The 18,616-nt window shown below is 38.0% G+C and carries 16 protein-coding genes and 1 riboswitch; of the genes, 4 read left to right on the top strand and 12 right to left on the bottom strand.

The window, feature by feature from the left end; translation table 11 throughout:
- Positions 1-143: 143 nt before the first annotated feature.
- The 11 genes from A4G16_RS03915 to A4G16_RS03865 all read right to left on the bottom strand — a co-directional run bounded on the left by A4G16_RS03915 (position 144) and on the right by A4G16_RS03865 (position 13,810).
- Positions 144-1,046: an ATP-grasp domain-containing protein gene (locus tag A4G16_RS03915; RefSeq protein ID WP_165888779.1), complete on the bottom strand. Its 903-nt coding sequence runs from the start codon at positions 1,044-1,046 to the stop codon at positions 144-146.
- Positions 1,047-1,151: 105 nt separating this feature from the next.
- Positions 1,152-1,925 carry a monofunctional biosynthetic peptidoglycan transglycosylase gene (mtgA, locus tag A4G16_RS03910; RefSeq protein WP_165888778.1) on the bottom strand — a complete coding sequence of 258 codons (774 nt, stop codon included), beginning with the start codon at positions 1,923-1,925 and terminating at the stop codon, positions 1,152-1,154.
- A complete protein-coding gene (trpR, locus tag A4G16_RS03905) occupies positions 1,912-2,220 on the bottom strand; it encodes a trp operon repressor (RefSeq protein ID WP_027074683.1) in 309 nt (102 codons plus the stop codon). Before trpR ends, mtgA begins: the two co-directional genes overlap by 14 nt.
- An 82-nt stretch (positions 2,221-2,302) precedes the next feature.
- Positions 2,303-2,944 carry an outer membrane lipoprotein chaperone LolA gene (gene lolA / locus A4G16_RS03900; RefSeq protein ID WP_165888777.1) on the bottom strand — a complete coding sequence of 214 codons (642 nt, stop codon included), beginning with the start codon at positions 2,942-2,944 and terminating at the stop codon, positions 2,303-2,305.
- Positions 2,945-3,135: 191 nt separating this feature from the next.
- A complete protein-coding gene (gene polA, locus A4G16_RS03895) occupies positions 3,136-5,994 on the bottom strand; it encodes a DNA polymerase I (protein ID WP_165888776.1) in 2,859 nt (952 codons plus the stop codon).
- Positions 5,995-6,115: 121 nt separating this feature from the next.
- Positions 6,116-7,513 (bottom strand): YdgA family protein, encoded by a 1,398-nt coding sequence (locus A4G16_RS03890; RefSeq protein ID WP_165888775.1) that lies wholly within the window; start codon positions 7,511-7,513, stop codon positions 6,116-6,118.
- A gap of 12 nt (positions 7,514-7,525) precedes the next feature.
- On the bottom strand, positions 7,526-9,118 hold the full coding sequence (locus A4G16_RS03885) for a sialidase family protein (RefSeq protein ID WP_165888774.1): 1,593 nt from the start codon (positions 9,116-9,118) through the stop codon (positions 7,526-7,528).
- A 133-nt stretch (positions 9,119-9,251) separates the two neighbouring features.
- Positions 9,252-10,061 (bottom strand): tryptophan synthase subunit alpha, encoded by an 810-nt coding sequence (gene trpA / locus A4G16_RS03880; protein ID WP_165888773.1) that lies wholly within the window; start codon positions 10,059-10,061, stop codon positions 9,252-9,254.
- 1 nt (position 10,062) lies between these two features.
- A complete protein-coding gene (gene trpB, locus A4G16_RS03875) occupies positions 10,063-11,253 on the bottom strand; it encodes a tryptophan synthase subunit beta (protein WP_165888772.1) in 1,191 nt (396 codons plus the stop codon).
- Positions 11,254-11,278: 25 nt separating this feature from the next.
- Positions 11,279-12,031, bottom strand: a complete 753-nt coding sequence (locus A4G16_RS03870; RefSeq protein ID WP_165888771.1) for an SDR family oxidoreductase — start codon at positions 12,029-12,031, stop codon at positions 11,279-11,281.
- 237 nt (positions 12,032-12,268) lie between these two features.
- Positions 12,269-13,810, bottom strand: a complete 1,542-nt coding sequence (locus A4G16_RS03865) for a Na+/H+ antiporter NhaC family protein (RefSeq protein WP_165888770.1) — start codon at positions 13,808-13,810, stop codon at positions 12,269-12,271.
- Positions 13,811-13,927: 117 nt separating this feature from the next.
- Positions 13,928-14,097: riboswitch (Lysine riboswitch) on the bottom strand.
- Positions 14,098-14,253: 156 nt separating this feature from the next.
- Between A4G16_RS03865 and A4G16_RS03860 the strand changes: the two genes are divergently transcribed.
- Positions 14,254-14,664, top strand: coding sequence for an H-NS family nucleoid-associated regulatory protein (locus A4G16_RS03860; RefSeq protein WP_165888769.1), 411 nt, complete (start codon positions 14,254-14,256; stop codon positions 14,662-14,664).
- A 74-nt stretch (positions 14,665-14,738) separates the two neighbouring features.
- Positions 14,739-15,575 carry a formyltetrahydrofolate deformylase gene (gene purU / locus A4G16_RS03855; RefSeq protein WP_165888768.1) on the top strand — a complete coding sequence of 279 codons (837 nt, stop codon included), beginning with the start codon at positions 14,739-14,741 and terminating at the stop codon, positions 15,573-15,575.
- 46 nt (positions 15,576-15,621) lie between these two features.
- Here purU and A4G16_RS03850 read toward each other — a convergent pair whose 3' ends face one another.
- On the bottom strand, positions 15,622-16,284 hold the full coding sequence (locus A4G16_RS03850) for a SanA/YdcF family protein (RefSeq protein WP_420704468.1): 663 nt from the start codon (positions 16,282-16,284) through the stop codon (positions 15,622-15,624).
- Positions 16,285-16,617: 333 nt separating this feature from the next.
- Between A4G16_RS03850 and metX the strand changes: the two genes are divergently transcribed.
- Together metX and ygiD are read left to right on the top strand one after the other, a co-directional pair.
- Complete coding sequence (gene metX, locus A4G16_RS03845; protein ID WP_165888766.1) at positions 16,618-17,691, top strand: homoserine O-acetyltransferase MetX; 1,074 nt, start codon at positions 16,618-16,620, stop codon at positions 17,689-17,691.
- 137 nt (positions 17,692-17,828) lie between these two features.
- A complete protein-coding gene (ygiD, locus tag A4G16_RS03840) occupies positions 17,829-18,614 on the top strand; it encodes a 4,5-DOPA dioxygenase extradiol (RefSeq protein WP_165888765.1) in 786 nt (261 codons plus the stop codon).
- The last annotated feature ends 2 nt before the right edge of the window (positions 18,615-18,616 follow it).

The following is an 18,616-nucleotide window of genomic DNA, read 5'->3' as shown; positions in this document are numbered from 1 at the left end:
ATAAAATAAGCGATATTTTACTCCTAAATATCGCTTATTTTTATGATTCAGATCTCATTTTTAATATTTTTACAAAAAATAACGCTATTTTGCAAAAAATTAATTAAAAACAACCGCTATAATTAACTCTCATTAGGTATATTTCACATTTTTGTCAGAAAGTAGCTTACCATTTCTTCAGCAACATCCACCTTATTAACCTGCTCAATCCCTTCAAACCCTGGGCTTGCATTCACTTCTAAAATTAAGATCCCTTGTTGCGTTCGAAGAAAATCAACTCCAGCTACTTCAAGTCCAATTGCTTGTGCTGCTTTAACAACCCAGTATTGCTCAGACTCGGTTAATTCAGCTATTTTTGCTGTTCCGCCTTGATGAATATTAGCTCGGAATTCATCTTTAGCCCCTACACGTTGCATTGCTGCAACAACCTTATCTCCAATTACAAAAGCCCGAAAGTCATGCCCTTTTGATTCTGCAATAAACTGTTGCGATAGATAAGGCTCATTTAGCTGAGAAAAAGTGGCCAAAACACTTTCAGCATTAGCAGGCTTTTCAAACAACATCACCCCATTTCCTTGTGAGCCGTTTAATACCTTCGCTACTATTGGGAAGGAATATTGAGCGAGCTGCTCACCCACAGAGACTAAATTGCCAGCAAAGGAAGTGTGAGGAACAGGTAATTGATTTGCCATTAAAACTTGCAAACTTTGCCATTTATTACGAGCCAAGCTAAACGCATCTGCACTATTTAAAACAACTGTACCCTGAGCCTCAAAATGGCGCAATACGGCACACCCCATTTCGGTACTACTGGTGCCGAATCGAGGTAAAACACCATCATATTTACCTAATAATTTAAGTGGTGGGCGATTCTTATCGTAACTTTCGCCTTCTTGATAAAATAGCTGAAATTGCCCATCTGCCAAGACCAACAGCATTCTGTTAGGATCTAAAATATCCAATTCGATCCCTTTTTGCTCACATACCCGTTTGATCTGCTTGCAGCTATATAAGCTCGGTTCTCGGCACAGCATTAACCACTTCATGTATGCCATCCTTTTTGAATGAAATTTGCAAAATAGCAGTAAAAATCGACCGCTTGTTTAAGCCATTTTGCAAATTGATATTAAGGTGATAAGAGAATCTAACCGTTACAACTTATCTAAATAATGTTTTCCATCAAGTGCGTAAACTTGACGAATAATCCACGCTTGACGTTTTCGCATTCCTGGTCCCGGTTTATCCACTCGAAACACCAATGGATTTGGTAAAGAAGCTGCCAATAGTGCAGATTCTTGTAAAGTCAGATTTCTTGCCGACTTTTTAAAAAAATGCTGAGCAGCTGCCTCTACGCCAAAAATCCCGTTACCAAATTCAGCAATATTAAGGTACACCTCTAAAATGCGATCTTTACGCCAAATATGTTCTAACACAACGGTTAATGGAGCTTCAATCCCTTTTCTTAACCAACTTTGTCCGTGCCACAAAAACAGATTTTTCACTGTCTGTTGGGAAATAGTAGAGCCGCCACGCACTTTTTTAGACTTAGAATTTAATCGCAATGCTGTTTCTATTGCTTTTAAATCTAAACCGAAATGACTTTCAAATTTTTGGTCTTCCGAAGCAATCACTGCCATCTGCATTTGCCAAGCGATTTCATCTAAGCTTACCCATTCTTTTTTGATAGTGTATGATTTACCTTGGATTAAATTTTCTACTTTTTTCTGCACCATATAAGCAGAATACGGCACAGGAACTACCGAAAAAAGCAGCGTTAAAATCAAAAATAATCCACCAAACAACGTCACAATACGGCTAACTGCAAACCAGATCCAACTTTTGAGAGAAATCATCCGTTTCGGTCGGAAAAAAAGCATGAATTTCTTCAAAATTTTCACTAGAAATCTGCTTTTACTCTTTGCCATTGAGTTTACCGTTCACCCATTGAAGAAAATCTTGGTCTAAGGTTTTTAACATATTCGAGCCACGAGTAATAGTTGCCGCACTGGTATTCAAATTTTGTTGAATCTCACGCTGAGAAGTTTCACCTTGCAGCAACGCCTGCACAATTTGTACACGTAACCCTAAAGAGCCGCGTTCATCAGGTGTGAGAAAAAGAGAAAAAAACGGCTCGAGTTTATCTTCTGTCACCGCATCTTTTAACAGCGTTAAAAACTGTTCCCATTCTTTTGGATCTCGTTGGTTATAAAGGGTATTCATCGCCACCTCAAAATAAACAAGCGGTTAGAAAATGTCAGTTTTTTGCAAATTTCCCGACAAAAATAACCGCTTGTAATGTTAATTATTTTTTCGTTTTTTTACCGCCACGCTGGTCATCTAATTCAGCCCCTTTCGGTACGCTGAATTTAAATAACTCGCTTGATACACCACCTGCGGTAATATTACGTAATACATATAAATTACTTTGTCCGTCACGCTCAATGGTACTAAAACCTTTTACCATGCCACTTTGGTCAATACGTACATCAAATTGCTTTAAGTTACTCTTTTTCGATTTCGGTTTTAGCACAAAAGTATCGGCATTTTGAGTGACATCATATTGATCCCAATGACTTTTATCACTACTAGTCAACAATACGAAAGGCGTATTATTTACCGCATCTTTTACGGTATTTACCGTTACTTGTGAAACAAAAGGATCGTAAAACCATAAATTCTGACCGTCAGATACAATCAAATTTTCCTGTGGCGATTTGGTGTCCATTCTAAATAAATTCGGGCGTTTTACGTGGAATTTGCCTTGTCCTTTTTGAATTTCTTTGCCTTTACTCGAACGCACAGTTTGGTCGAAATCGGCACTGTATTGGCTTATTTGCTCTAAACGACGTTGTAGTTCCGCCACCGCTTGAGTATTTGCAAATGCAGAGCTAGCTAGCCCTAATAAAGCCAAACCAAAGACAGATTTTTTAAATAATGGTTTCATTTGTTTTCCTTAATTTATAACGCTATGAGCATACTTTTAGATTACATTTATCTAGTTCCCCTCTTTAGCAAAGAGGGGAGATCGATCTCTTAATATAAAAATATATCTTGCTCCTTAGACATACAAATCATTAAAAGTTTCATATCAACGAACTACTACAACAATACAATAAAAGCATTCAATTGTATAGATTAATGTGCCTCGTCCCAGTTCTCACCAACACCGATTTCCGCAATCAACGGTACTTTAAGGTTAATCGCTTTTTCCATTTCGGTTTTGATAAGCTGGCTATAATGCTCAATTTTATCCGCTTTCACTTCAAATACCAATTCATCATGAACTTGCATAATCATTTTGATTTCATCATTGTCACGAATTGCATTATCAATACCGATCATCGCCACTTTAATAATATCCGCTGCAGTACCTTGCATTGGGGCGTTAATCGCTACACGTTCTGCCGCTTTTCGTAAAATCGCATTGCCGGATTTAATATCAGGTAGATACAAACGGCGACCAAATAAAGTTTCTACATAGCCTTTCTCTGCCGCTACTTCGCGAATATCAGTCATAAACTGTTGCACTGCAGGATAGCGTTTGAAATACAGATCCATATATTTTTGTGCTTCCGCCCGCCCAATACCAAGCTGATTTGATAAACCGAAGGATGACATTCCGTAAATCAAGCCGAAGTTAATCGCCTTCGCACTTCGGCGTTGTTCACTGGTTACTTCATCTAACGCTACACCAAAAATTTCAGCGGCAGTGGCTCGATGGATATCTTTGCCTTGGGCAAACGCGGTGATCATACCTTCATCATCCGCCAAGTGTGCCATAATGCGTAGCTCGATTTGAGAATAGTCCGCGGCCACAATCTTGTAGCCTTCTCGAGCGATAAAGGCTTGACGAATGCGTCTGCCTTCTTCGTTTCGGATCGGAATATTTTGTAAGTTCGGATCACTTGAAGAAAGTCTGCCTGTTGCTGTTACTGCTTGGTTATAAGAGGTGTGAACACGTCCTGTCTTTTTATTAATCAATTGCGGTAATTTATCAGTGTAAGTTGATTTCAGCTTGCTGAGTCCACGGTGTTCCATCAATAGTTTCGGTACAATATGCCCTTGTTGAGCTAATTCTTCCAACACTTCTTCATTGGTAGAAGGTGCACCTTTTGGCGTTTTCTTAATTACTGGCAAGCCTAGTTTTTCAAACAGAATTTCTTGTAACTGTTTGGTTGATGCCAAATTAAACGCCTGCCCTGCTTCTGCATGAACCAACTGTTCTACTTCTGCCAAACGCTGTTCAATTTCTGCTGATTGGGTAAGTAATTTTTTCGGGTCAATTAGCACACCATTACGTTCAATACGAGAAAGCACGCTAACAAGTGGCATTTCAATTTCATCGAACAACTTTACTAATTCAGGCTCTTTAGCTAAGCTTTCCCACAATACTTGGTGTAGTTTCATGGTTACATCTGCATCTTCCGCAGCATATTCAGCGGCTTTTTCAATCTCAATTTTATCGAATGTGAGCTGATTTTTACCCTTGCCGGCAAGCTCTTCAAACGGAATGGTTTTATGTCCTAAATAGCGGTCAGCCAAATCATCCATATTATGGCGACCTGTACTGTTTAAGGTATAAGACTCAATCATCGTATCAAAGGCTAAACCTTGCAGTTCAATGCCATAACTTGCCAATACAGTTAAATCATATTTAATATTTTGTCCGATTTTTTTAATCTCGGCATTTTCTAAAATCGGCTTTAATTGGCTTAAGCAAGCGGTTAAATTTAGCTGATTTTTTACTAATTCGTCTGCAGTTTCACCATGCTCATCCTCGCTATCGCCAAACATATCCGCCTGTTTAGGTTGGGCTTTTTGTTTATGCCCTAGCGGAATGTAACATGCCTCGCCATTTTCCAATCCAAATGAAATGCCGACTAAATTTGCCGAAACAGAATCGAGGCTGTCAGTTTCAGTATCTACCGCAAATAATTTCGCCTCTTGCAATTTTTTGAGCCAAGCAGAAAGTTTTGCTTCAGTATCTACCGTTTCATATTTGCTACGGTCAATTTGAACTACAGTTGCAAAATTTTCCTCTTTTTTGACCGCTTGTGTGGCTTGGTAATTATTCGGCACTTTTTCAGCTAGAGTTTGAGTTACCGGATTGGCATTCTGATTCACTTCATTTAGCCAACGCTTAAATTCATAATGCTCAAATAACTGAGCAAGCTCGGCACGATTTTGCGGTTGAGTTAAAAGCTGATCATGAGTTACCTCTAATTCTACATCAGTTTTGATAGTGGCAAGCAGATAAGATAAATCTGCATTTTCCTTTTCCGCCTCTAATTTCGGGGCAAAGTTTTTTGCGCCACGGAAAGAAAGTGTAGCAACCTGATCTAAATTTGCATAAATGGATTTCAGCGAGCCAATACCTTGCAATAAAGCAAGTGCAGTTTTCTCACCAACTCCTTTTACACCGGGAATATTATCAGAGGAATCTCCCATTAGCGCTAAAAAGTCGATAATCAATTCCGGCGGAATACCATATTTTTCAATAACACCTTCACGATCTAGCAAAGTGTTGCTCATGGTGTTAATTAACATAATGTGATCGTTCACCAGTTGTGCCATGTCCTTATCGCCCGTGCTGATTAACACATCTTTACCCTCTTTCGCCGCCTGCACCGCAAGTGTGCCAATCACGTCATCAGCTTCGACTCCCTCAATGGAAATCAGCGGAATGCCAAGGGCTTTGATAATGCGATGCAAAGGTTCAATTTGAGGGCGTAAATCATCCGGCATTGGCGGGCGATGAGATTTGTATTGCTCGAACAATTCATCACGGAATGTTTTGCCTTTCGCATCAAATACTACCGCAATATGGCTCGGCTGCACTTGGGCAATGAGGCTTTTTAACATATTCAGCACACCATACATTGCGCCAGTCGGCTCACCATGGCGATTGCTTAAAGGTGGGAATGCGTGAAAAGCACGATATAAATAAGAGGAACCGTCCACCAGAACGAGAGGGTTTTGTGCGATAGTTGCCATAAAAATCTCTTTAGAATCAAGTAAATATTGGCTTTATTATACAAGAATCGGAGCTTAATGTGATAAAAAAAGCGTATTTCTGCTATCGCAGATAATACGCTTCACTTAGAGAAATATCGAATTACTTGCCGAGTGAGCCAGTCCCCATCATAATCATAAATAACGCCATTTGAACTTCATCTTCGCTTAATTCACGACCGTTTTGGAACACTTTACCGTCATTAATACTTAACTCAGATTTCAAGTTATTACCATCAACCACAGACATCCCCGTTAAGCTGCTGCCAAAAATCGTATTAACTTCTTGCTCTGCTTTGGCTTTTGCTTCGTCTTCCGTTAATTTTTCTTGAGTGATAGCAACTTGACGCATAATATCTTCGAGATATTCACGATTTACATTCAGTGCAAATTTGCTCGATGTCATCGCTTTTAATAGCGTATTTAAGTCACTCGCAGTTTGTGGAGAGAATTGAGCCAAATTTAGAAGTAGCGCAATATCAAACTTACCATTAGCTTTCTCTAATGAGAAATTATTGATATGGAATTTCGATGATTTTGAAAGTAATTCCAATACCATTTCACCAGTTTGTTCATTCTCTAAAGTGTCAGAATGAGAAAGTACCGGCATAATGTCATTCATTAATTTAGCATCAAAATCAGTTAGCATATCCATTTTGAATTTACCCAAATCAACGCCTGCTATTTGAATAGTTTCTGCTTGTACCTGTGCAGAAGAAACTACGCGATCACCTTTTAAGACATTATCGCCCTTGGCTACAATATCTTTAATCTGCGTTAGCTCACCTTCTTTAGATTTAAATTCAATCGCTTTGATTTTTGAGCCACCTTTTCCTAAGCCTAAATTTGTATAACCTTGACTATCACTGGTTTGGATTTCATAAGATAAACCTTGAATGTTAAAATCCCCATCTTCGATTTTTACATTAAGGTCATCTAAAGTGATAGAACTTAGCATATTTATAGCATTTTGGTCGTAGCTATATTCCATTTTAATTGGCGTACTTTCAATCGAAGCTTGCTCATTACTCACTTTAATTGGCGAGAAGGTAAATTCTCCTTCAGCCTTACCTGAGTAACTGATATTTGCCACTCCCGAGCCTAATTTCTCCCCTAAAACTTTTTTGAATTGCTCAGGAGATTGAATATGGTTTTCCATACTCATCAACACAGGGACAAAGTTGAATTTCGCTAAACGGTTAAGCGGTAATGGACCGTGGTGAATTTTATCGTTACCGACAAAATCTAATTTTTCACCATCAATCATTTCTACTTCTAGGCGATATTTCGCATCAGAACTAAAAAAGCCACGATTAATCTGCACATCTTTAATTTCAACTTTAGTACCATATTCATTAGCAAAGTTTTTAAACATATCATTGGATTGAGTAATCAGTTGTTGATATTTTTCTTCAACTTGTTTACCTGTGTACCAACTGCCACCTACAGAAACTACACCAAGTATTGCTACAACTGAAACTGCAATTTTTGTTAATTTCATCGTTTTTTCCTTTTATTTGCAAAAAATGTTAAAAAATGATCGCTTGTATTGACCTAGCTTATCATCTTTTAGAATCTGTTCAACCTCTAAGCGAACATATCTTATCTCTCCACCTACCTTTTCATAGAGAAGTCCGACTTTTCCATCCGGTAACTCCGCTAAGCTACTGTAGCCAAATGTTTCATTGCCGGTTGTAATCTGAATATAATCTTGCCAATCAATACTATTATCTGGCTTGATTTCGCCAATCCATACTCTACCGTTAATGCGTTTCCACATCTGTTTCGAATGAGCATTTGAGAGCAAAATATACTCTTTCCCATTGATTTTTTTCGAATATTTAATTGCCGATAGTTGCGTATAAGAATTAAGCAGCTCATCATCTAACTCACTGCTTTGCCATGTCATACCTTCCGTATTACTGGTCGAAACTAAAACTTTTCCTTTATTGGTTCGGGTGAACATTTTAATCACACCGTTATTTAACTCCACAATATGCGATTCACTGGCTTTATAAAGTGCTTTGCCACCTTCTTTAGAATGGGAATAAAGCGGTGATTCGCCCATTACCCACGTTTCACCACCATCACTACTTTTAATCACAGTAGTAGCTTCGTTATCATTTTGGTCAATAAAATAAACAGGCATCAGCAAAGTGCCGTTTTCAAGTTGCACGCCGGTGCCTGGGCCGGTACCTAAAAACTTCATCCAATCCTGTTTTAACTGTGGGTTAAGATCGACAGGATTCGACCAAGTTTTGCCGTTATCATCACTATAAATCAGCCATAAATAACTTGTTTTTTCTACACTAAAAGGGGCAGAGCGATTAAACTCTTTCTGTGATGATAGAAAAATATTACCTTGATAATTTGCCTCATTAATTTCACCCAAATAAAGATCGCCTAAATCTCGGTAGGCTTTGTTCGGATTGCCTTTTGTTATCACTTTGTAATTGGTAGGCTTATTCTCGCTATCGTAAATCGTACTAAAATTCCCTTGTGGATCACGCACAGTATAGGTTTGATCTTTGGCTTTCAAACGTAAATAAGGTTGCTCATCAATATGAGCATAGCCACTGCCTAACACATTGGCCGGTGAGGCCGGCTCTCTTTTACCTTGGTAGCTGATATGACTGTGAATGCCACTGGATTCAGGGTACATATCAATCATCAAAAATATACGTTCCGACTCTTTGTCTTGCACCATAAGAGGATCTATCACAAAGGCCGATTGAGTATTTTCAAAATAAGGAGCGTTGTAGGGCTGTTCCACTAAATCAATTACCACTTGATCATTTTGCCATGTCTTGCCATCATCAAAACTTCGGCGGATAACCAAATCGATATTCCCCCAATCTTTGTTATCAAACTCGTGTTTATCAATAGCTGCAATCACAACACCATCTTTCGTAGTTAAGAGCGACGGAATTCGATAATTTTTAGCTGACTTATTCGCACTAAAGAGCGGCGTTTCATACTCAACAATAATATTATTAGCGATTTCGAGTTCTTGATCACTCTTGCCATTCACTGCACCGGCGAGAGATTTAGCTAGACTGTAAGGCAAAAACAGGCTTAATAAACAAAAAGTAATAATAGATTTCATAGAGTTGAATAGTGAAAAATAAGGCGATTATTCTATCTTAATGTTTTAAATTTGAACAGAAAAACAAAACGCTTTTAACCTCTTCCGTTAAAAGCGTTTGCAAATTTTTGGCGAAAAAAAACCGCTTGTAAACCTAGCCTTTAGTTGCCTTTTTCATTGCTTTCACAAACTCGGCTAATTCGCTGACTAATTTCTGTTGGTCGCTCAAATTGCTTTCAATAATTTTCACAATTGCCGAACCTGAGATCGCACCATCAGCCCCAAGAGCAAGAGCCTCTCTAACTTGTTCGGGTTTAGCAATACCGAAGCCTTGTAAAATCGGGGCGACTTTTGCGCTTTTTAAACTTTCGATCAAATTATCCAAATTGCCGGCGTGAGCTTGGTTTTCCGCACTGGTTACACCTGCCCGAGAAACTAAATAAGTATAGCCTTCAGTTAGCTGTGCAATACGTTCAATAGTAGGGTTATCCGCATTTGGTGGGCAAATAAACACAGGCTGAATACCATATTTCTTAGCTGTTGGTACAAACTCATCCGCAGCCAAAATAGGAAGATCCGCAATTAATACCGCATCTACTCCTGTTTGCTGACAGCGTTGGAAAAATTGCTCTGCGGTCGGCACAAAAATTAAGTTAGCACATAGTAATAAACCGATTGGAATTTCAGGATATTTTGCTCGAATTTTCGCAATCATTTCAAAGCAAGCATCTGTGCTGTAACCGCCATCTAAAGCACGTTTATTGGCAGCTTGAATAACAGGTCCGTCTAAAAGCGGATCGGAAAACGGAAAGCCTAACTCCAGTGCATCTGCACCATTTGCAATCATTGTTTCAATGATTTCAAAGCTGCGGTCAAAATCTGGATCACATAGGGTCACAAATGGCACAAAAGCACCTTCGTTTTTCTCATTCAAAGTTGAAAATAAAGTATCAAAACGACTCATTTTAGTGATCTCCATTTAAAATTTTATCCACCGTGAAAATATCTTTATCCCCACGCCCCGATAAATTTACCACCAATAATTGTTCTTTTTCCGGGTTTTGCTGAATCAATTTCAAGGCATAAGCCAACGCGTGGGATGATTCAAGAGCAGGAATTATGCCTTCATTTTTCGCTAACGCTTGGAACGCATCTAAGGCTTCTTGGTCAGTAATAGAAACATACTCCGCTCGCCCAATTGCATTTAAATAAGCATGTTGTGGGCCAACTGATGGGAAATCTAATCCGGCAGAAATAGAGTAGGACTCTTCAATTTGACCATCTTTATCTTGCATAATCGGTGATTTCATTCCGAAATAGATACCCGCTGTGCCATGCTTTAACGGCGCGCCATGCTCTCCGGTTTCAATGCCTTTGCCTGCCGGCTCTACGCCAATCAATTTAACCGAGCTTTCCTCAATAAAATCAGCAAACATCCCAATTGCATTTGAGCCTCCCCCCACTGCTGCAATTACAGCATCCGGTAAGCGGTCTTCTTTTTCTAAAATTTGGCGTTTGGTTTCCTCACCAATCATTTTTTGAAATTCTCTCACCATGGTTGGGAATGGGTGTGGACCGGCAGCCGTACCAATCAAATAATGGGTAGTTTCATAATTTGCCGCCCAATCTCGCATTGCTTCACAACAAGCATCTTTAAGAGAGCAAGAGCCTCTTTCTACCGGAATGACTTCAGCCCCCATCAAACGCATACGAAATACATTAGGTGATTGACGTTCCACATCTTTTGCCCCCATATAAACTACACAAGGCATGCCTAACATAGCACAAGCTAATGCGGTTGCCACGCCGTGTTGTCCCGCACCGGTTTCAGCAATAATACGGGTTTTGCCCATTCGTTTAGCCAGCAAAATTTGTCCTAGCACTTGGTTAGTTTTATGAGCCCCACCATGCAGCAAATCTTCACGTTTAAGGTAAAGTTTCGTTTTGGTCCCTTTAGTTAAATTGCGGCAAAGCGTTAATGCCGTTGGTCGCCCTGCATAATTTTTCAGTAAATCAGCAAATTCAGCTTGAAATTCAGCAGATTGCTGAGCTTCTACAAAAGCTTGTTCAAGCTGTTTTAAAACCGGTACTAGAATTTCCGGCACATACATACCACCAAATTCACCAAAATAAGGATTAAGAAGTGTGTTTGACATAATTTTTCCTTTTATCATCTTCTTGTTAGAGATTTCTTACGACATTTAATGCTGCGGAAGATTGCGCAACCGGCATCACTTCAATGCGGTTAATATTTACGTGTTCAGGTTGTTGGTTAAGCCACAGTACAATATTCGCCACATCTTCAGGGCGAACAAACTCTACATTTTCATACAATTTCGCTGCTTTTTCAGCATCACCTTTAAAGCGAACATTTGAAAACTCGGTTCCACCGCACAAGCCCGGTTCAACATTCGACACACGAATTTTTGTACCGGCTAAATCAGCACGTAAATTTAAACTAAATTGTTTTACAAACGCTTTAGTTCCACCATACACATTTCCTCCTGGGTAAGGATAAGTCCCGGCAATCGAACCAATATTAATAATATGTCCATTATTGCGTTCTACCATTTCAGGTAAAATAAGACGAGTCATTGTCACCACACCTTTGATATTAGTATCAATCATTTGATACCAATCTTCTAAATTCACTTTATGAGCTGGTTCTAAACCTAAAGCCAGACCTGCATTATTTACTAATAAGTCAATCTGTTGCCAATCTTGAGGGCGACTATTCAAAGCTTGCTCTGCTTCATCAGGATTTTGAATATCAAATGCAAGCGGTAAAAAATTATCACCAAATTGCAAATGCAATTCCTCTAATCGAGCTTTACGTCTGCCCGTACCAATTACTTTATAACCGGATTCAATCAGTAATTTACAAATAGCCAAACCAAAACCGGCTGTTGCTCCTGTCACTAACGCTACTTTCATTTTTTTACCCTCAAAATATAAATGTACTATTAAAGTAGTACAAAAGTTCAGTTTATGCAAGAAAAAAATATGACTATTAGCGTAAAAAGAAAAAAGCGTACCAAAAGGTACGCTAATACATAGGAGGATCTTATTTTAAGATTATATAACACAACATCAGATATCCATATCTTGTGTTATATTCTAACTAATAAATTTATTTAATACTGTGATACTCTTCACATTTTTAAAAATTAACTACTTATTTTCTGCATTTTTTGCTCTAAACACCCAAATAAGTAGTGCCATTACCACAGCAGTTGCTAGAAAACCTAATAATGCAGAGTGAGTAAAGCCCACAACTAAATAGCCCACAATAGATGCTGCTGCAACTAAAAGTGCATAAGGTAATTGAGAAACTACGTGGTCCATGTGATTACATTGTGCGCCTGTAGACGATAAAATCGTAGTGTCTGAAATAGGCGAGCAATGGTCACCGCATACTGCTCCTGCCATTACTGCAGATAAGCATGGAATGATTAGTGCAGGGTCAGAGTGTACTGCCATAGCGGCACCAATGGGTAACATAATCCCGAAGGTTCCCCAACTTGTTCCCGTTGAAAATGCCATTCCCGCTGCTAATGCGAATAAAATTGCTGGTAAAAAACCTGCTGCAATATGCTCTCCTACTAAACCTGATAAATATTTACCGGTTTGCATATCACTCACCACACCATTGATTGTCCATGCAAAGAATAAAATAGTAATTGCACCGGACATCATTTTCACCCCTAAACCATAAGATCGGATGTAATTTTTAAACGAAATATTACCGCTTGCAATGATACAAATAGTCGCCACAATTAAGCCAGCTAGACCACCTGCGACCAAAGAAATCCCCACGGTAGTATTTTCAAAAGCACCTAAAATCGAGAATGGCGTATCCGCTTCAGCTAATGCATCAGCACCGGTTTTAATCATCATTGCAACCGTTACTAAAATTAAAGCTAAAATTGGAAATACTAAATTACGCATACGACCTTTAACTTCAATATGCTCTTCCTCAACTTCGGCTAATTTTTCCGCTTGACGTTCGAAACGTGCCATAGAGCCAATATCAAATGAGAAGTAAGCGACAATAAAGACCATAATCATTGCAAAAATTGCATAGAAATTCATTGCACTCATTGTCATAAAGGCTCCCAATGGCGAGTAGCCTGTAATTGAATGTGTTGCCAATAAACCGGCAACTAAGGTAATAATGTAAGCTCCCCAGCTTGAAATCGGCATCAACACACACATTGGTGCAGCAGTTGAGTCCAGAATATAAGCCAATTTTGCACGTGAAACACGGAATTTATCTGTTACAGGACGAGCAATCGCGCCCACTGCAAGACTGTGGAAATAATCATCAATAAAGGTAAAAAAGACTAAACCTGCTGCAACTAATTTAGCGCCACGTTTACTTTTAATTCTTTTCTGAGCCCAATTTGCGAATGCTTGGTTACTACCTGAAATGCTTAATAACGAGGTTAAAATACCTAATAATACTAAAAATAAAATGATATTTACGTTATTTGAATTTAAACCCTCTTCCGGACCTTTATAAACCAAAGATACCACGCTGTTTTTAATATAAGTTAAAGCATCAAGAAAACTACTGTTAGTGAGCATAAAGGCACCAAAAATAATCCCGATACTTAAAGAAATAATCACTTTGCGGGTAACAATTGCCAAAATCAATGCAATCAACGCCGGTAACACAGACCAAAGTGATGTGGAGTAATCAACTAGATTCATAAAACCTCTAAAATGACTTGTATAAAATAAGAATAATAGCCAAACAAGAGATCTACTGGGAATATTTATTACAAATAAATATATGAAGGAAGGTAAATATATAAAATTGAAACCCACCCTAACAGTAGCACTCCGTAGCATTTACTACGACAGTGTCGTTTCTTTCGACAACGACCCCAACCAGATAAGATGACGCTTAACTGATTTCGGCAAATTCACCTTTCCTTTCTCTTCATCGTTTTCCACTCAGAAAAAATACTTATTAAATTTGCACCTCTACAATTTGTAGGACGGCTAAAGATAGCATGAATAGCCTCAGATATAAAGTATCTATTTTTATTTATATTTATTTACCTAAAATATCTTTTAAGATATGATAAATAACCCAACAAGATGATCAAATCATTGTTAGGACATTATTGAATTAATTTAGGAGAATAAAAATGTCAGCGTTAAAAAACCTTTTAAATATTCGCAGCTTACGTACATTAGCGAAAGAGTTAGATCTTGAGCAATTAAAATCTATTTCAGAAAAACTTAACGTTATTATTACAGAAAAAGAAGAAGAAATTAAACTTGAAGAATTAGAAAAAGCCAAACAACTAGAAAGTTTAAATAAATACAAAGAAATGTTGAAACAAGATGGGCTTTCTATTGATGAATTGGCTGCATTATTAGCTGATAAAGTAATTAAAAACCGTAAAGTTCGCAAAGCAGTTACGCCTCGTCCTGCAAAATATAAATTCACTGATGAAAATGGCAATGAAAAAACATGGACAGGTCAAGGTAGAACACCAAAAGCTCTTCAACAAGCTTTAGATAAAGGTAAAAAATTAGAGGATTTTGCAATTTAATTGCTTAATTCCGGCTTTATTTTAATAAAGGAGAACTCGAACAGAGTTCTCCTATTTTATAATAGGAATGATAAATGATCGAACACAAAATCTTATTAACTGAATGCCCTGATGATACAGGACTGGTCGCAAAAATTACTAATATTTGTTACAAACACCAATTAAACATTATTAAAAACTCTGAATTTGTCGACAACGAAACCAAACGTTTTTTTATGCGTACTGAATTGGAAGGGATTTTTAATGATAAAACTTTATTAGCCGATCTAGCCTTTACACTGCCTGAAGGTTCTATCTATAAATTATTACCGAAACAGAGAAAAAGAATTGTTATTTTAGTCACTAAAGAAGCCCACTGCTTAGGTGATTTATTAATGAAAAACTATTACGGTGGTTTAGATGTAGAAATTGCAGCCGTTATCGGTAACCATGATACATTAAGAGGATTAGTTGAGCGTTTTGACGTACCATTCCACTTAGTAAGCCATGAAAATTTAACTCGGGTTGAACACGATAAGCTATTAGCAGAAAAAATTGATGAATATACACCAGATTATATCGTCCTCGCTAAATATATGCGTGTACTCAACCCTGAATTTGTTGCGCGTTACCCAAATCGGGTTGTGAATATCCACCACTCTTTCCTACCTGCATTTATTGGGGCAAAACCTTACCAAAGAGCTTATGAACGTGGAGTAAAAATTATTGGCGCAACTGCCCATTTTGTAAATGATGAATTAGATGAAGGTCCAATCATTATGCAAAATGTGATTAATGTGGATCATACCTATACCGCAGAAGCTATGATGCGTGCAGGGAGAGATGTGGAAAAAACCGTTCTAAGCCAAGCATTGGAATTGGTCCTTTCAGACAAAGTATTTGTCTATAAAAATAAAACCATTATTCTCTAAACCATATGCAAACAGCCGGTTGATTATAGCCGGCTGTTTTGCTTGATTATTTAGATGGTATATCTTCTAGTGTTTCCGGGGCCATTCCTGTAAGTAAGCTAAAAATCATCGCTGCTCTAGCTAATATTTCTCTAACCCTTACTTGATATGCGCCCTCCGGATATTTTGCTGCATAACAAATAGCATCAATATCTCTAAATTTTGCAATTAACAATGCCCTTTCGCAATGAAATTTTTGCGACACTATCGTAAATGGTGGCAATTTATATACCTCTTTAGCTCGAATGATTGAATCAAAGGTTCGATAACCTGCATAATCTTGTTTAATTTTTTGTGTTGCAATTCCCATTTTTAACAGATCAACAGTCATCGTTTTAGGCTCGTTATAATAAGGTGTTTTGTTATCACCACTTAGCAACAATTTATCCACTTTTTCATCTTTAATTAATTCTGCTGCAGTATCTAAACGATATTTATAGTATTTATTAATAACATCTTTGGTATAAAACTTAGCCGTCCCCAGCACCACTGCATATTCCCTATGAGGGAGCAGTTCAATGTTTGTATAAACTTTATCTCTTACTATATAGCTAGTTAGGGCATCAATCACTAATAAAGCAAGAATTGCAAACAAATTCAATCCGACAATGATTTTAAATAGTTTAATCGCCTGTTGTTTAATTCGCTGCCATAACGACAAAATAACCATACTGTTTTTTTCTTGGTTCAAATGGAATTACCTAATCTATTTCTACTTACCCGTTTAAAGACAAGCTAAACACGTCAATTGTTCAATAAATTTATTCTATTTCACTTCATTTGTTAAGAGTAAGGCATGATTTATTCCTCTAAACGTCATTTTTTTAGCCGTTCAAAAATCTAGACGTTTAGACGTCTAAAATTTCTTGACAATTGAAATGAACACCGCTAATTTATGCTTCAACAACATCATAATAACAAGCAGTCAAAAAACACTGTTTTTTTGCAACGCAAAAATATCCCAAAGGGATCACAATAAAAAGACTATTCACATAAGGATTCTATGGCTCAGCATATTACGCTTTTTGAGGAAAAACCACTACAACTTGTACTAGGCGGCGAGCTTTCCCCTATTACTATTGCTTACCAAACCTATGGCACACTCAATATCGAAAAAAACAATGCTGTGCTAATTTGCCATGCACTAACAGGCGATGCAGAGCCTTATTACGACTCATCCACCGAAAAAGGTTGGTGGCAAGACTTTATCGGCAAAGGCTTAGCATTTGACACTGAAAAATACTTCTTTATTTGTAGTAATGTTCTTGGCGGATGCAAAGGCACAACAGGTCCTTCTTCCATTAACCCTAAAACAGGCAAAGCCTATGGTAGCCAGTTCCCTACTATTACTGTGCAAGATATTGTTAATGTACAAAAAGCCTTACTTGATTATCTTGAAATTCCCCAACTCCATGCAGTAGTAGGTGGATCTTTTGGCGGTATGCAAGCAACACAATGGGGAATTAGTTACCCGGAACATGTACATAATATAATCAACCTCTGCTCTTCTCTTACATTAAGTGCAGAAGCGATTGGCTTCAATCATGTTATGCGACAAGCGATTATTAACGATCCCCACTTCAATGGTGGCGATTATTATGACAGTATTGCCCCTGAAAATGGGCTAAAAATAGCCCGTATGCTCGGTATGCTAACCTACCGTACTGACATTCAATTAGCAAAAGCCTTTGGGCGTGAAACCAAACAAGCCGGGGCTATTTGGGGGGATTATTTCCAAGTGGAATCTTATCTAAGCTATCAAGGAACAAAATTCTTAAGTCGATTTGATGCAAATACCTATCTCCGATTATTAAGAGCATTAGATCTCTACACCCCTGCTCTCGGCTATGAAAGCGAAGAAATCGCCTTAAAACGTATTAAAGCCAACTACACCTTTGTTACCGTAACCAGCGACCAGCTATTCAAGCAAGTTGATGTGTATAAAAGCAAACAAAAATTAGAACAGGCAGGCGTGAAATTAGCATTCCACGAATTCAATTCCGATTTTGGACATGACTCCTTTTTGGTCGATTACGATTTCTTCGAGCCAATGATCAAACAAGGATTAGCAAAGTAAATTTGCAAAATTTTTGTGAAATTTGACCGCTTGTTTACTATTCTTTCTTTTTAAGAAATAATTTTTTTATTTTATTGATCTTTTTATCGCTAATTCTCCTATTTATACTATCTAAAAAACAAGACGGAGAAAATAAAATGAATAAATTACCTGCTCTTTTCGTTGGCCATGGTAACCCAATGAATGTGTTAGATGCTCAAAATACCTTTAACTTAGGTTTTAAACAAATTACGCAAACATTTGAGAAACCAAAGGCCATTTTAATGATCTCAGCACACTGGTATAGCTCAAAACTGCAAATTACAAGCGGTCAAAATCCGGAATTAATTTACGATTTCCATGGATTCCCCGAAGAGCTAAGCCAAGTCTCCTATCCTGCCCCCGGTTCCCCTGAATTGGCTGAGCAAATCAAACAACTACTTTTACCGGAGCAAGCCGAACTCAACCCAAATCGCGGCTTCGACCATGGTATGTGGTCTGTACTAAAATACCTTTACCCAAACGCAGATATCCCAGTAGTGCAGTTGAGCATTCACCGCCATCAACCGGCGCAGTGGCATTTTGAATTAGCACAAAAACTCAAACCACTAAGAAAGCAAGGCGTACTTATTATCGGCAGTGGGAATATTGTGCATAATTTAAGAGCAATTAGCTGGCAACATATGGAACAACCTGGTGCGGGATATGATTGGGCATTCGCATTCCACGAATATATCAACAAAGCGATTGCAGACGGCAATTATCAAGCTATTATTGAGAGTGAAAAATTTGGCAATGCAGCAGATTTATCGGTACCCACACCGGAACACTATTTACCACTACTTTATATTGTGGCACAACGGGATAATGATGAAGCAATTACTTTCTTCAATGATGAAATCGTAGGAGGCTCTCTTAGCATGACCTCCATTAAAATCGGGTAACA

It is taken from the genome of Mannheimia granulomatis (assembly GCF_011455695.1).
GTDB classification, from domain to species: Bacteria; Pseudomonadota; Gammaproteobacteria; order Enterobacterales; family Pasteurellaceae; genus Mannheimia; species Mannheimia granulomatis_A.
This window is presented reverse-complemented; position numbering and strand designations above follow the sequence as displayed.

Bases quoted from the DNA above. Each gene is read 5' to 3' on its own strand.
- A4G16_RS03915 (WP_165888779.1), bottom strand. From the start codon at position 1,046: ATGAAGTGGTTAATGCTGTGCCGAGAACCGAGCTTATATAGCTGCAAG.
- mtgA (WP_165888778.1), bottom strand. From the start codon at position 1,925: ATGGCAAAGAGTAAAAGCAGATTTCTAGTGAAAATTTTGAAGAAATTC.
- trpR (WP_027074683.1), bottom strand. From the start codon at position 2,220: ATGAATACCCTTTATAACCAACGAGATCCAAAAGAATGGGAACAGTTT.
- lolA (WP_165888777.1), bottom strand. From the start codon at position 2,944: ATGAAACCATTATTTAAAAAATCTGTCTTTGGTTTGGCTTTATTAGGG.
- polA (WP_165888776.1), bottom strand. From the start codon at position 5,994: ATGGCAACTATCGCACAAAACCCTCTCGTTCTGGTGGACGGTTCCTCT.
- A4G16_RS03890 (WP_165888775.1), bottom strand. From the start codon at position 7,513: ATGAAATTAACAAAAATTGCAGTTTCAGTTGTAGCAATACTTGGTGTA.
- A4G16_RS03885 (WP_165888774.1), bottom strand. From the start codon at position 9,118: ATGAAATCTATTATTACTTTTTGTTTATTAAGCCTGTTTTTGCCTTAC.
- trpA (WP_165888773.1), bottom strand. From the start codon at position 10,061: ATGAGTCGTTTTGATACTTTATTTTCAACTTTGAATGAGAAAAACGAA.
- trpB (WP_165888772.1), bottom strand. From the start codon at position 11,253: ATGTCAAACACACTTCTTAATCCTTATTTTGGTGAATTTGGTGGTATG.
- A4G16_RS03870 (WP_165888771.1), bottom strand. From the start codon at position 12,031: ATGAAAGTAGCGTTAGTGACAGGAGCAACAGCCGGTTTTGGTTTGGCT.
- A4G16_RS03865 (WP_165888770.1), bottom strand. From the start codon at position 13,810: ATGAATCTAGTTGATTACTCCACATCACTTTGGTCTGTGTTACCGGCG.
- A4G16_RS03860 (WP_165888769.1), top strand. From the start codon at position 14,254: ATGTCAGCGTTAAAAAACCTTTTAAATATTCGCAGCTTACGTACATTA.
- purU (WP_165888768.1), top strand. From the start codon at position 14,739: ATGATCGAACACAAAATCTTATTAACTGAATGCCCTGATGATACAGGA.
- A4G16_RS03850 (WP_420704468.1), bottom strand. From the start codon at position 16,284: ATGGTTATTTTGTCGTTATGGCAGCGAATTAAACAACAGGCGATTAAA.
- metX (WP_165888766.1), top strand. From the start codon at position 16,618: ATGGCTCAGCATATTACGCTTTTTGAGGAAAAACCACTACAACTTGTA.
- ygiD (WP_165888765.1), top strand. From the start codon at position 17,829: ATGAATAAATTACCTGCTCTTTTCGTTGGCCATGGTAACCCAATGAAT.